The following is a 13938-nucleotide window of genomic DNA, read 5'->3' on the forward strand; positions in this document are numbered from 1 at the left end:
TTCTACGCTGCGCAGCATGCCGGATCCGCGCCCGGGGCCGGCACCGTTTCGAGAGGCGCCATGCGTTCGTTCTCCCTCCCCTCCGGCCCGCTCGGCCAGCGGTTTCGTCCGCTCGCCTGGTTCGCGGTGCTCTTCGTCGCCGTCGCGTTCCTTGTACGGCTCATCCTGGCACTGAAAACGCGCCACGAGCTCCCCGCCTCGCCGGGCCCATGGCTGTACGCGTTCCTCGTCGGCTTCGGTTACGACCTCGTGACCTTCGTCTACGTGGCGTGGCCCCTGTTGCTCGTGACCTGGCTGGTGCCCCGCCGCGCGTGGTCCTCCACCTGGGGTCACCGGATCGTGGTCGGCTTCTGTGCCGTGCTCGCCTTCGGCGTGCTCTACCTCGGGGCCGCGGAACTGGTGTTCTGGAACGAATTCTCGGCACGGTTCAACTTCATCGCGGTGGACTACCTCGTCTACACCCATGAGGTGGTCGGCAACATCCGCGAGTCCTATCCGATCGGCACGTGGTCGGCGCTGCTGGTGCTGGCGACCGTCGCGGTGATGTTCGCGAGCCGCCGCGCGCTCGCGGCGCGAGAGGACACGTCGCGCTTCCTGCACCGCACCGCGGTGGTGGGCGTATGGCTGGTGCTGACCGTGGCGGTGAGTTTCGCCCTCGACGGCTCGTCGAAGGACCGGTCTTCCAATCAATACGTGAACGAGCTCGCGGGCAACGGTATCTACGAGTTCTTCGCCGCGTTCCGGGAAAACGAGCTCGCCTACGACAAGTACTACCCGACGCTCCCCGAAACCCAGGCGTTCGGCAACCTGCGGCAATTGCTGAAAACGCCGGACGCCACGTTCACCAGCGACGACCCGAAGGACATCACGCGCGATATCGTCGCTGACCGGCCCGAGAAGAAGCTCAACGTCGTGCTGATCAGCGTCGAGAGCCTGTCCGGCGACTACGTCGAGGGCCTCGACGTGAGCGAGCACAAGCACCTGATGCCGAACCTCGACGCCCTCGCGTCGAAGAGCCTGTTCTTCACGCAGCTCTATGCGAACGGCACGCGCACCGTGCGCGGGCTCGAGGCGCTGTCGCTCTCCGTGCCGCCGACGCCCGGGGAATCGATCGTGAAGCGGCCCGACAACGAAGGGCTCTGGTCGCTCGCGGACGTCTTCAACGCTAAGGGCTACGAGTCCGAGTTCCTGTACGGTGGCTACGGCTACTTCGACAACATGGACCACTTCTTCTCCAGCAATGGCTACACGGCCGTCGACCGTGCCGCGATCGCGGACAAGGACATCCACGCCGAAAACGTCTGGGGCGTCGCCGACGAGGATCTGTTCACGCTGGTGATGAAGCGGATGGACGACGCGTACGCGAAGGGCAAGCCGTATTTCGGCCACGTGATGACGACCTCCAACCATCGTCCCTACACCTTCCCCGCCGGTCGCGTGAGCCTGCCGCAGGGATCGCGCCGGGCGGCCGTGCAGTACACCGACTGGGCACTCGGCGACTTCCTGCGCCGCGCGGCCAGCAAGCCGTGGTTCGACGACACCGTGTTCGTCATCACGGCGGATCACTGCGCGACGAGCGCCGGCAAGACGAGCCTGCCCGTCGATCGCTACCACATTCCGCTCTTCATCTACTCGCCGAAGCACGTGGCGCCGGGCCGCGTGGATCGCCTGATGAGCCAGATCGACATCCCGCCGACCGTGCTCGGCATGCTCGGCTTCAGCTACAAGTCGCGTTTCTACGGGTACGACCTGTTCCGCCTGGAGCCGGGTCGCGAGCGCGCGTTCCTCAGCACGTACCAGGAGCTCGGTTACCTGCACGGCGGAAAGCTCACGTCGCTCGTGCCGCGCCAGCCCGTGAAGGAGTCGATCCCGACGATGGGCACCGGCGACGCGACGCCCATGGCGCAACCGGATGCCGACGACGCGCGGGACGCGGTGACCTACTACCAGACGGCCGCATACCTTTTCACGCACGGCCTGATGAAGCACTGACACTCGGTGGGAGCCAGCCTGCTGGCGAAGGGTGCTCGCGGCAAGCACCCTTCGCCAGCAGGCTGGCTCCCACCGGGCTAGCGCCTACGGGCGCCCCGCCGCTCGCTCGCGCACCTCTGAAAAAGACCAGTCGCGCAACAGCGTGCCGTTCTCCCACACCGTCTGCATCGCCTCCTCCCAGCCGTCGGGAACGGCATCCGGCGGCAGGGAAACGGCGTCGCCGGGCAGCGGCACGGTGCGATAGCTGCCGTCGCGCAGGTTCCGGAGCAACGTCATGCGACCGCGCTTCGACATCTTGCCCTGATCGGTCACCGGATCCTTCCACACGTCGCGCCACGCACCGGCGACGCGGGCGGCCGAGCACTTCAGCGCGAACTTCTGCGTGTCGCGCGTGAGCTTCTGCAGCAGCGCGCCACCCATGCCGAAGGCGAGGTTGTCGGCCGAATAGCCCGCCGCGACGATCCGTTCGAGGATCGCGCGGATGCTCTCGGGATTCACGCCATCGCCCTGGATCACGCGAACATGGTTCAGCACGCGATAACCCCGCCCGTTGACGGTGCTGCCGAACGCGTCGTCGAGCATCGCGACACAGCGATGCACCACCTCGACGGGATCGCCCGAATCGGGCCGCACGACCACCGTCGCACCGGACGCGATCACCTCCTCGCGCAACGCCTTGCCCCATAGCTCCGCGATCGCGTGGTAGATGTCGTAGCTGTCGGACACCACGGCGACGAGACTGCCCGGTTTCGCGAAGCGGCGGAGCATGTTCCGGTAGGCATCGACTTCGTGCTCCCGGCCCCAGCTCGTGATCGTGCTGTGCTCGGCCGCCGGGATCGAGAAGCCCGCCATCGGCTCGCCGTAGAAGGCACGCGCGGCAAGCACGCCGGAGACGGTGTCGGTGCCCAGGAAATTGACCAGGTGCGCCATGCCGCCGAGCCCCGCGGATTCCGCGCTCGACACGCCGCGCGCGCCGAAGTCGTGCAGTTTGAAGGCTATCTGCCCGGCCGCGTCGTCGGACGTGCGTTCCAGGTAATGGAGGATCGTGCGCCGCGCCTGCCAGCTGATCGTCGCGACCGTCACCGGATACCAGAGGCGCAGCAGCAGCGTCTCGAGGTAAGACGGCAGCCAGTAGCAACGCGGGTCGGTGGATTCGATCGTCACGAGTGCCTGGTGCGTGGGCACCACGCTGCCTTCCGGAACGGCCCGCACGCGCACGGGCAGGCGTCCGCCGTGCACGTCGACGATGTGGCGCCAGTCGGGCTCGTTGAAGGGTTCGCCATGGGCGGCGAAGAACGCGCGCGCTTCGTCGATGTCCGCGTGCGTCACGGGGCGACCGAGGCGGGATTTCAGCACCGCCTGCAGACCGAAGAACACCGTGCTTTCGTACGTGCCGCCGCGCGATTCCACGTAGAAGAACGTGGCCTTCGTATCCGGCGGGTATTGCAGCCAGTGGCTGGCCTTGTAGCTGTCGGTGTCGAGGATGGGATTGTCGAGGTAAGGCATGCCGTGGGTCGTCATGACCCACAGCATACCTCCCGCATGCGATTACGCGGCGGCGTCGACGAGCACCAGTTCGGCGTCGTCCGAGGCGGTGATGCGCACCACGTCCTCGTCGCGGATCGCCGCACCGTCACGGGCGTTCAACGTCACGCCGTTGACGTCGACCGTGCCGCGGGCCGGCACCATGTACACGTGGCGACCCTTGCCGACCTTGTATTCCACGCTCTCGCCGGCCTTCACCGTCGCGCCGAGCACGCGGGCGTCGGTGCGCAGCGGCAGCGCATCGCCGTCGCCTTCGATGCCGCTGGCCAGCGTCACGAACTGGCCCGAGCGCTCGCCCTTCGGGAAAGGACGCGTGCCCCACGACGGCGCCTTGCGCTCGCCGTCGGGGATGATCCAGATCTGGAAGATCCGGGTCGTGCCCGGCTCGGCGTTGTATTCCGCGTGGCGGATGCCCGTGCCCGCGCTCATCACCTGCACGTCGCCCGCTTCGGTACGCCCCTTGTTGCCGAGGCTGTCCTCGTGGGTGATCGCGCCTTCGCGGACGTAGGTGATGATTTCCATGTCCGAATGCGGATGCGGGGGGAAGCCGGTGCCCGGAGCGATCGTGTCGTCGTTCCAGACGCGCAGCGCGCCCCAGCCCATGCGCTTCGGATCGTGGTAGGAGGCGAACGAGAAGTGATGCTTGGCGTCGAGCCAACCGTGGTTGGCGCCACCAAGGCTGTCGAAACGACGGACGTCGATCATGTCGTGCTCCCCCGGCATTACCGGACTGGATGAGTGGATGGGTGTATTTTCCTCTTCTCGCCGGGCCGCGGCGCATCGCTTCCGGGAACGGATCGTTTCCAAAAGCCGCCTTTATGGGTTGCAAAAGCATCCCCCGCGCCCATCTGGGATGGATCGGCGGTTCGTCCGCCAGCCCTATTCCCGAGGTGTTTCCGGATGATCCCGTTCTCCGTGCTCGACCTGTCGCCCGTGACGCGCGGCGCCACGCCCGGCGACGCGCTGCGCAACTCGCGCGATCTCGCCATCCACGCCGAAGCCCTGGGCTTCCACCGTTACTGGCTGGCGGAGCACCACAACATGACGGGCATCGCCAGTGCGGCGACGGCGGTGGTCATCGGTTACGTCGCGGACGCCACGAAGACCATCCGCGTGGGCTCGGGCGGCATCATGCTGCCGAACCACGCGCCGCTGGTGATCGCCGAACAGTTCGGCACGCTCGCGTCGCTGTACCCGGGGCGCATCGACCTCGGCCTCGGCCGCGCGCCGGGCACCGACCAGGGCACGGCGCGCGCGCTGCGCCGTTCGCTCGGCCCCAGCGACGATCGCTTCCCCGACGACGTGCAGGAGCTGCAGTTCTTCCTCGGCCCGCAGCAGCCGGGGCAGACGGTACGCGCGGTGCCGGGCATGGATACGAACGTGCCGATCTGGCTGCTGGGTTCCAGCCTCTTCAGTGCGCGTCTCTCGGCCGAGCTCGGCCTGCCCTTCGCCTTCGCCTCGCACTTCGCACCGGATCTCATGATGAAGGCGCTCGAGGTCTATCGCACCATGTTCCGGCCGTCCGCCACGCTCGACAAGCCGTACGCGATGCTCGGCATCAACGTCGTCGCGGCGGAAACGGACGACGAAGCGCGCCGCCTGTTCACGTCGCAGCAGCAGGCGTTCTGGAACCTGCGCCGCGGCGCGCCGGGGCAGTTGCCGCCGCCGGTGAACTCGATGGATGGCGTGTGGACGCCGATGGAGAAGGCGCAGGTCGATCACGCGCTGTCGTGCGCCGTCGTCGGCTCGCCGGACACCGTGCGCGAAGGCCTCGCGGCATTCATCGAACGCACGGGCGCCGACGAGCTCATCATCACGGCGCAGGTCTACGACCACGAGGCGCGCAAGCGCTCGTACACCATCGTGGCCGGGCAGCACGCCGCGCTGGCCGCTCGCGCGGCCGCCTGATCCGGTGCGGGTCGTCCTCGACACGAACGTGTGCCTCGACGCGTTCGTCTTCGACGATCCGCGCACCGCGCGACTCGTCGCCGCGCTGGCGTCGCACGACGCGGTCGCCGTCACGCGCGGCGATTGCCGCGACGAGTGGCTCGCCGTGCTGCGTTACCCGGTGCTGAAGCTCGACGCGGTGCGGATTGCGGAAGCGATCGCGCGTTTCGACGCGATGGTTTCGTTGCTGCCCGTCGAAGCACCGACGCAGGCCGTGCCTCGATGCCGCGATCCGGACGACCAGAAATTCCTGGAGCTCGCCGCCGCGTCCGGTGCGTCGGTGCTGTTCTCGCGCGACGCGGAACTGCTGCGCCTCGACCGCCGTACGCGGCGCGAGGGGCTATTCGCGATCACGACGCCCGAACACTGGCCCGTCTGAGCTTTGGTGGGAGCCAGCAGGCTGGCTCCCACCCGTCAGTCGGCCGGCACCAGAGCGATGAAATTGCGCAGGCTGTAGTACCGGTCGTGCTGCGGCCATTCCACCGACGCGATGGCCTTGTGGCCCGCCGCCCAGGGTTCGTTGTCCAGCAGCACTTCGACCTGTGTCTTGCCGTCGCCCACGTTGCCGTAGAACACACGGATCCAGTGCACGTCGGCCGTGAGCGGCGCGGTCGCGATCGCGGCTTCCAGCGCGGAGAGCCCGTCTTCCGGAATCTCCATCGGCGCGTCCTTTTCACCGCGCAGCGTGAAGTCGCCGAGGAACACGGTGAAACGCTGGGTGCCGGCAGTGAGTTCGCGGACGGCCAGTTTCTTCTTGTTGATCGTATGCCAGCACGCGGCGAGCACCACGTGGAAATCGTTGCGCGCGAAACTGTCGAGCGCGTCGCGGCAGCCGGCCTTGCCGTGGCCCACGCCGCCGAAACTTTCCTCGATGGTGCGTTCCTCGTCGAGCACGATGTCGATGTCGAGCCGGCCCATGCCGCCGTCCTTGCCCTCGTGCCAGATGCCACGCACCGCGGGGTAATCGTCGCCTTCGGTCAGCAGCCAGTCTTCGTCGGGTTCAAGGGTGATGCCGTGGTCGGCGAACAGATCGATGAGCGTGTTCTGGATGAGACGGTCCATGGGGCATCCGTGGGAGGAAAGGTGTCGATTATGCGCCGTCGACGAGTTTGCGCAGCGCGACCGCGGCGGACGGATTGCGTACCTTCGCCGCGGCGATGAAATAAATGAACACGTCGCGCGGTCCGGCAGCGGGCACCAGCGCGTCGACATGCGGCAGCTCGGCCGGGTCGCCGCCCGCCGCCCACGTCGCGGCGTGCGCGGCCCACTGGCGCAGGGCCTTGCGCGGATAGCCCGCCGTTTCGTCGGCGACGCTGCGCATCAGGCGCGCATAGATGAACGGGCCGGTGATGTCGGCCGTCGACGGGTAGTCGTCCGAATCGGTGAATACCGTGGCGACGCCGCGCTCGCGGGCTAGCGCCACCCAGCGCGGATCGAGGAAGCTCTCGTGGCGCACCTCCACGGCGTGGCGCAGCGCGACGCCGGCGTGCCTCTCGGGCAGAAGGTCGAGGAAGGCCGCGACGTCGTCGGGATCGAAACGACGGGTCGGCAGGAACTGCCACAGCAGTGGCCCCAGCTTGTCGCCGAGCGCGACGGCGCCATCGAGGAAGCCTTCGATGCGCGTACCCACGGCCGCGAGCGCCTTCGTCTGCACGATATGCCGCGGCGCCTTGACCGAGAACCGGAAGCCCGGCGGCGCCTCGGCCGCCCATTTCTCGTAGGTCGCGGCATCCGGCGCGCGGTAGTACGTGCCGTTGATCTCGATGGCGCCGACTTGCCGCGTGGCGTATTCCAGCTCGCGCTTCTGCACCAGGCCTTCCGGATAGAACGGCCCGCGCCAGGCGGGAAAGACCCATCCGCCCATGCCGGTACGGATGCGTCCCGCGGGCTGCGCGGGTGTCTTGGTGCGTTTCGTCGCCATGGGAACGATGCTCGCAACAGGTGGGTAGAGGGTACGTCTTTACATGCGGTGGGCCGGCCGTTTGCGGGATACTCGCGCCTTTCGAGTCTCCAGCGTGTGACCCATGCCGTCCATTCGTATCCTGACCGTCGACGATCACCCCCTCCTGCGCGAAGGCATCGCCGCGGTGCTCGAAGGGCACCAGGGGCTCCAGCTGGTCGCCGAGGCGAGCACCGGTGAGGAAGCCATCGAGCGCTACCGCGAGCACTTGCCCGACCTGACCCTGATGGACCTGCAGATGCCGGGCATGGGCGGCATCGCGGCCATCGAGGCCATTCGATCGGAGTTCCCCGAGGCGCGCATCCTCGTTCTGACGACCTACCGCGGCGACGTCCAGGCGCTCCGGGCGTTCCGCGCCGGTGCGCAGGGGTATCTGCTGAAGAGTGAACTCCGCAAGGACATGCTGGCGACCATCCACCAGATCATGGAAGGCAAGCGCCGGATTCCCGAGGAAATCGCCCAGGAGATGGCCGGCCATGCGGAAGACGACGAGCTGACGCCGCGCGAGACCCAGGTGCTGACCCATGTGGCGCGCGGCGAGGCCAATCGCGACGTGGCCGGTGCGCTCGGCATCGCCGAGGAAACGGTGAAGGCGCACATGAAGAGCATTCTGGCCAAGCTTCAGGCGAACGACCGCACCCATGCGGTGGCCATCGCGCTTCGCCGGGGCATCATCGAGCTCTGAGGAAATGGCCCCCGGGGTTCATGCCGAAAGGTGGAAGCCAGCCTGCCGGCGATCCGGAACTACGAAAGCGCCGTGGGTTGTTCGAATGGCAGCGGCGTCGCACCGGTGGCCCGCACGGCCTGGTCTGCCGCGTCGTCCAACTCGCCTTCGACGTCGACCACCACCAGGATCTTCCCGGACTCGATGGTCTCCTCGAATTTCTGGCGTACCGGATCGGGCGACGAGGCACCCATCAGCGCGTTGGTCCACGCTCCCACCAGGGCACCTGCGGCACCGACGGCCGCCGCGCCGGCGATGGTCACTCCGAGGGGCGGAATCGCCATGGCGACGAGCCCGGCCAGCAGGCCGGTCGCGCCGCCTTCGGCGAGCCCGCGCAGGGCGGCCGGCTTGAAGTCGGTGTGCTCATCCTTGTCCTGCTCGGGAATCCGGTCCAGTTCGATGTCGGCGCGGGCGATCAGCGACAGATCGTCGTCGGGCACTCCCACGCGCCGCGCGGCGGCCATCGCTTCACGGGCGCGGACGAGGTCGGGCGTGCTGTAGACACGGCGGGTTTTCATCGTGACTCCTGGGCGTCGGGTGCACGGGCATGGTTCCGTCGTCCGGGTCGAACGGGTGTGACGGGCAGGTCAAGCACGCACGTGCGCGTGGCGCTTGCGGTACTCGGCGGGCGTGACGCCCACGCGTCGCTGGAACGCCCGGCGCAGGCCGTTCACGTCCGCGTAGCCGCAGCGCGCGGCCACGCGCTTCGGTCCGTCGATCCCCTGTTCGAGCAGGCGTCGCGCGGCTTCCACCCGCATGGTTTCGACGAACGCGGCCGGCGTCAGCCCCGTTTCGTGGCGAAAGATCCGGGCGAAATGCCGGGGACTCATGCCGACGCGTGCCGCCATGCTGCCAATGGAGTGGTCCTCGGCCGGGTGGGCCGCGACGTAGCGCTGGAGTTCCTGCAACGCGCCCCTGCCCGCCGGCGCGGCCTCGCCATGCCGGCTGAATTGCATCTGCCCCCCGGGGCGGCGAAAGAACACCACCAGCTCCGCGGCCACGGCCATCGCGATGTCGCGTCCGAGGTCTTCCTCGACCAGCGCGATCGCCAGGTCCATGCCGGCCGTGACGCCGGCGGCCGTGCACACCGGGCCGTCGCGCACCACGAAGGCGTCGGCTTCGACGCGCAGCGTCGGATGTCGCGCGGCGAGCAGGCCCGCGACCTTCCAGTGCGTCGTGACGCGACGGCCGTCGAGAAGGCTAGTGCGAGCGAACAGCAGCGCACCGCTGCAGATCGACCCGTAGCGACGGGCACGCGCCGCCTGCCGCGTCATCCAGGCGGTGACGGTCACGTCTTCCGCCGCGGTCGGCAGATCGGGTGAACCCGCCACGAGCAACGTATCCAGCGCCTCGACCTCGTCGAGAATGGTGCGGTCGGGCAGGAAGCGCATGCCGCTCGACGCCGTGATCGCGAGCGGGGCCGTGCCGACCGAGACGACGCGATAGACCGGCCGGCCGGCCTGGCGATTCGCCTCGGCGAAGACGTCGGCCGGCCCGGAGACGTCGAGCATCTGGACGCCGGGCGGCGCGAGGATCGCGATGGTCAGGGGTGGCCGCATGGAACGCACTATGGCCTGATCTGATACATCGCTGCAAATCGGGACGCGGGGTCGCCGTTATCCAATGGCTCCACCCTCCCATCCACAGGTTCCCGCCATGACCGCCATCGACCGCGTCGCCGGCATCGCCGTTCCCGACAGCGCCCTTGCCCGCGACATCACCCAGCTCGTACGCGACACCGAAAGCGATCTGCTCTACCACCACTCCCGCCGCGTCTGGTTCTTCGCCGCGCTCACGGGCGAGGCGAAAGCGCTGAAATACGACCCGGAACTCCTGTACGCCGCCGCCATGTTTCACGACATGGGGCTGGTGCCCGCGCACGCGAGCACGGACAAGCGCTTCGAAGTCGACGGCGCGAACGTCGCCCGCGCATTTCTTAGGAGTCGGGGCGTGGCCGAGGCCGACATCGAAACCGTGTGGACGTCCATCGCGCTGCATACGACGCCGGGCATTCCGCCGTTCATGCGCCCCGAGATCGCGCTGTTGACGGCCGGCGTGGAGATGGACGTGCTCGGCCTCGGCTTCGACACCGTGAGCGAAGCCGATCGCGAGACGGTCGCCGTGGCTCATCCGCGCGGGCCGGCCTTCAAGCAGGGCATCGTGGACGCCTTCTATCAGGGCGTCCGGAACAAGCCGGAAACGACGTTCGGCAATGTGAAGGCCGATGTGATCGCCTACAAGGATCCGCACTTCCAACGCGGCGACTTCGTGCAATGCATCCTGCACAACCACTGGCCGACATGACCCGATCGTTTCGATGAAAACGATCATGTAATTGATCTGAGAATCATTCGCAACTACGATGGCGGCCTTTCGCTCCTGCAAAAGGCCGCTTCATGCCGCTCCGTCCCTCCGCCCTCGCCCTCGCACTTGCCGGGGCGCTCGCCGCCGGCCCCGTGCTGGCGCAGGACGCCGCCGTGCCGCCGCCGGCCGCCACCGAGCTGGAGGGCATGAAGGTGGTGGGCGACTGGCTGGGCGAGGCCTCGCGCCTTACCGTCGAAAACCACCCGGGCGCGCGCACCGTCGTCCGGCGCGAGGCGCTGATCGAGGCGGGCGCGATCAACCTGCGCGACGCGCTGCGCCGGATCCCCGGCGTGCAGGTGCAGGAAAGCAACGGCACGGGCGGCAGCGACGTCTCGCTCAATGTCGGTGTGCGCGGCCTCACGGCACGCCTGTCGCCCCGCTCGACCATCCTCCTCGACGGCGTACCGCTCGCCGTGGCGCCGTACGGCCAGCCCCAGGTATCGATGGCGCCGGTGGGCCTCGGCAACCTGCAGGCGGTCGACGTCGTGCGCGGCGGCGGCTCGGTGCGCTACGGGCCGCAGAACGTCGGCGGCGTCATCAACTTCGTCACGCGCGACATTCCGGAACGTTTCGGCGGCAGCGCGGGCGTGCAGTTCCAGGGCGGCGAGCACGGCGGCATCCGCACCAGCAGCAACATACTGGTGGGCGGCACCACGCAGGAAGGACTCGGTGTCGCGTTGCTGTACAACGGCCTGCACGGTCCGGGCTTCCGCGAGCGGGAGGACAACGAAAGCATCGACGACCTGATGCTCAAGGCGAAGTACGCGATCACCGGCGACGACACCCTCACCGGCAGCATTCACCATTACGACGGTCAGGCCGGCATGCCCGGCGGGCTGAACCAGGCCGACTACGACGCGGATCCGTTCCAGTCGCGCCGTCCGTTCGACGACTTCCACGGTCGCCGCACCGATTACGTGCTGAAGTACAGCCACGTGGACGACCGTCGCAGTTTCGAAGTGCAGACCTACTACTCCGACAGCTTCCGCGGCAGCCACATCGAGACCATCACGGCCAATCCGAACGGGACGTACGCGCACCAGCTGATCGCGTACCCACGCAACTACCACGTGTTCGCGATCGAGCCGCGCTATGCGCAGTTGTTCGACTGGGGCCAGGTCACCCACGAGATCGGCGTGGGGTATCGCTACACCAGCGAGGCCATGCACGAGCGCACGCTCCGCAACAATCGCTTCGTGTCGAACCTGCCGTACACGCCGTACGACAGTTTCCCGTATGCCGCACCCTATGTGCTGTCCGGCGACAACACGGGCAGCAACGAAGCGCACGCGTTCTATCTCGACGACACGATCAACGCGGGTGACTGGACCATCACGCCGGGCATCCGCTACGAGCGGATCGACAGCCAGTGGCAGGCGCATCCGGGCGGCACGGTCGTGGTGCGCGGACCCACGTCGCGCCAGAAGGATTATTCGAAGCCGCTGCCGTCGCTGAACGTGATCTACCACGTCAGCGACGCATGGAAGCTCTACGCGAACGCCGAGACGTCGTTCGGCTCGCTGCAGTACTTCCAGATCGGGCAGAAGGATTCGCGTAACCAGTTCGCCGCCGGTCTCGAGCCCGAAACCGCGCGCACCTACGAGATCGGCACGCGTTACGACACCAGGGCATGGGGTGGCGAGGTATCGCTGTTCCGGATCAACTTCGATCACGAGCTGCAACTCGTGGGCCGACTGCCGAACGTGCCGGACTCGTACGAAGGATGGACGAGCCTCGGCGCCACGACGCACAAGGGCGTCGAATCCGCCGGACACGTCGACGTCGGCGCCTTCAGCGACGCGCTGCGGGGCCTGACCCTCTGGGGTACGGCCACCTATACGCATGCGTTCTACAAGCACGGTTCGTTCGCGGGCAGGGATCTGCCGTTCTATTCGCGGCGCACCGCGAACCTCGGCCTGCGTTACGGCATCGCGCAGTGGACGTTCAACCTGGACGCGTTCTCGCAATCGCGCCAGCACTCGCCCGGCTCGCCGAGCTTCGATCCGGCGAACCCGACCGAATACGTCACCGTGCCGACACCGGAGGGCGACCTCGGCGACATTCCCGGATGGACGACCTGGAACGCGCGTGCCGAGTACGCATTCGGCCCGTCGTTTTTCAACCTTCGTCTCGGTGCCGGCGTGAAGAACCTCGCGGACAAGCGGTACTTCACGCGGTCGACCGACAACAACGACGGGATCTACGTGGGCCTTCCGCGCACGTACTTCGTGCAGGCCTCGGTAGACTTCTGACATGACGCCAAGGCCGCGCCGCTTTCGCCACACCCTGAAGACCCTGCACCTGTGGCTGGGCCTGAGTCTCGGTGTCGTGCTGGCGCTGGTGACGTTGTCCGGCAGCGTGCTGCTGTTCGAGCAGCCCCTGTTCGCCGCGGGACATCCCGAGCTCGCCTCGCGCCCCTTGCCGGACCTCGCGACGCAGGGCGCGTCGCTGCGGCAGGTGCTCGCGTCGCCCGACGCGAAAGCGCTGCGCGGCCTGTCGTTTCCCGATGCGGAGCTGCCCGTATGGGAAGGTAACGCGCGGGGTGGCGATCGCATCTATTTCGACGCCACCACGGGCGAGCCGCTGCTGCACCGGACGAAATCCGGCGACGGCCTGCTGCTCCTGCTCGATTGGCACACGCACCTGCTGACCGGCGAGGTCGGCGAAACCGTGCTCGGCGTGGTCGCGTTCGCCGGTCTGTTCATGCTGTTCTCGGGCGTCTGGCTGTACTGGCCGGGACGTCGGCGCGCGTTGAAACACCTGAAGCCTCATGCCAATCCACCGGTATTGCGCTGGGCGAGCCTGCATCGCTTCGTCGGCGTGGCCGCGTTGCCGCTGCTGATCGTGATGATCGGCACCGGCACGACGATGGCGTATCGCGGCGCGGTGCGCAGCGGTCTGGCATCGGCGTTCGGCGAACGCGGGCCGGCACGTCCGCCGAAGATCGCGCCCGGCAGCGCGCCGATCGACTGGCCGACCGTGCTTGCAGCGGCGCAGGCGGCCGCGCCGGATGCGCAGCTCACGCGTCTGACACTGCCTTCGAAAGACAATGGCACGCTCGTGCTGCGCCTGCGCCGCCCGGGCGAATGGAACCTCGCCGGCCGCAGTTCGCTCTGGATGGACCCGGTGTCGGCCACCGTCATCGGCGGCGACGACGCGACGAAGCTCGGCCCCGGCGGACGCCTCGCCAACGCGCTGTTCCCCATCCACTCGGCGGCCGTGGGCGGCATGACGTGGCGCGTCGTCGCCTGTATCACCGGCGCGCTGCCGCTGTTCCTGCTGGTGACCGGCTTTCTCTTCTGGCGGGCGCGCCGGCGCAGGCACACTCCGATCGCCGCGTGATGCTCCCGTCGCGGCCGCGACGGAGTGCTAACGCGAGGCCGTTCGAGCCCGCTTCCCGCCACAT

General features: G+C 67.9%; 13 protein-coding genes. 7 read left to right on the plus strand and 6 right to left on the minus strand.

Going from position 1 to position 13938, the window contains the following annotated elements:
* The first annotated feature begins 60 nt into the window (after positions 1-60).
* The gene (locus BMX32_RS07910) at positions 61-1992 is read left to right on the plus strand and encodes an LTA synthase family protein (RefSeq protein WP_089976581.1); all 1932 of its coding nucleotides are present in this window, start codon (positions 61-63) and stop codon (positions 1990-1992) included.
* A gap of 84 nt (positions 1993-2076) precedes the next feature.
* Here BMX32_RS07910 and BMX32_RS07915 read toward each other — a convergent pair whose 3' ends face one another.
* Both BMX32_RS07915 and BMX32_RS07920 read right to left on the minus strand, forming a co-directional pair.
* Positions 2077-3498, minus strand: coding sequence for a nicotinate phosphoribosyltransferase (locus BMX32_RS07915; protein ID WP_089977134.1), 1422 nt, complete (start codon positions 3496-3498; stop codon positions 2077-2079).
* Between the two features lie 42 nt (positions 3499-3540).
* Complete coding sequence (locus tag BMX32_RS07920; RefSeq protein WP_089977137.1) at positions 3541-4242, minus strand: pirin family protein; 702 nt, start codon at positions 4240-4242, stop codon at positions 3541-3543.
* Positions 4243-4437: 195 nt separating this feature from the next.
* Between BMX32_RS07920 and BMX32_RS07925 the strand changes: the two genes are divergently transcribed.
* Positions 4438-5445 carry an LLM class flavin-dependent oxidoreductase gene (locus BMX32_RS07925; RefSeq protein ID WP_089976583.1) on the plus strand — a complete coding sequence of 336 codons (1008 nt, stop codon included), beginning with the start codon at positions 4438-4440 and terminating at the stop codon, positions 5443-5445.
* A gap of 4 nt (positions 5446-5449) precedes the next feature.
* Positions 5450-5863 carry a putative toxin-antitoxin system toxin component, PIN family gene (locus BMX32_RS07930; RefSeq protein WP_089976584.1) on the plus strand — a complete coding sequence of 138 codons (414 nt, stop codon included), beginning with the start codon at positions 5450-5452 and terminating at the stop codon, positions 5861-5863.
* A gap of 35 nt (positions 5864-5898) precedes the next feature.
* On the opposite strand, the gene BMX32_RS07935 is transcribed toward BMX32_RS07930, so the two are convergent.
* Positions 5899-6546 (minus strand): DUF6348 family protein, encoded by a 648-nt coding sequence (locus BMX32_RS07935; RefSeq protein WP_089976587.1) that lies wholly within the window; start codon positions 6544-6546, stop codon positions 5899-5901.
* 28 nt (positions 6547-6574) lie between these two features.
* Positions 6575-7405, minus strand: a complete 831-nt coding sequence (locus BMX32_RS07940; protein WP_089976593.1) for a DUF72 domain-containing protein — start codon at positions 7403-7405, stop codon at positions 6575-6577.
* Between the two features lie 103 nt (positions 7406-7508).
* Here BMX32_RS07940 and BMX32_RS07945 point away from each other — a divergent pair, with 103 nt between their 5' ends.
* Positions 7509-8129: a response regulator gene (locus BMX32_RS07945; RefSeq protein ID WP_089976597.1), complete on the plus strand. Its 621-nt coding sequence runs from the start codon at positions 7509-7511 to the stop codon at positions 8127-8129.
* Positions 8130-8188: 59 nt separating this feature from the next.
* On the opposite strand, the gene BMX32_RS07950 is transcribed toward BMX32_RS07945, so the two are convergent.
* Entirely contained in the window at positions 8189-8686 is a 498-nt protein-coding gene (locus BMX32_RS07950; RefSeq protein WP_089976600.1) for a hypothetical protein, read from the minus strand.
* Positions 8687-8755: 69 nt separating this feature from the next.
* Entirely contained in the window at positions 8756-9727 is a 972-nt protein-coding gene (locus BMX32_RS07955) for a GlxA family transcriptional regulator (RefSeq protein ID WP_089976602.1), read from the minus strand.
* 97 nt (positions 9728-9824) lie between these two features.
* On the opposite strand from BMX32_RS07955, the gene BMX32_RS07960 reads away from it, so the two are divergent.
* The 3 genes from BMX32_RS07960 to BMX32_RS07970 all read left to right on the plus strand — a co-directional run bounded on the left by BMX32_RS07960 (position 9825) and on the right by BMX32_RS07970 (position 13874).
* Positions 9825-10472, plus strand: a complete 648-nt coding sequence (locus tag BMX32_RS07960; protein ID WP_089976605.1) for an HD domain-containing protein — start codon at positions 9825-9827, stop codon at positions 10470-10472.
* A 92-nt stretch (positions 10473-10564) separates the two neighbouring features.
* Positions 10565-12784 carry a TonB-dependent receptor family protein gene (locus BMX32_RS07965; RefSeq protein ID WP_089976608.1) on the plus strand — a complete coding sequence of 740 codons (2220 nt, stop codon included), beginning with the start codon at positions 10565-10567 and terminating at the stop codon, positions 12782-12784.
* A gap of 1 nt (position 12785) precedes the next feature.
* On the plus strand, positions 12786-13874 hold the full coding sequence (locus BMX32_RS07970; protein WP_089976610.1) for a PepSY-associated TM helix domain-containing protein: 1089 nt from the start codon (positions 12786-12788) through the stop codon (positions 13872-13874).
* Positions 13875-13938: the final 64 nt, after the last annotated feature.

The organism is Luteibacter sp. UNCMF331Sha3.1, assembly GCF_900109915.1.
GTDB lineage: Bacteria > Pseudomonadota > Gammaproteobacteria > Xanthomonadales > Rhodanobacteraceae > Luteibacter.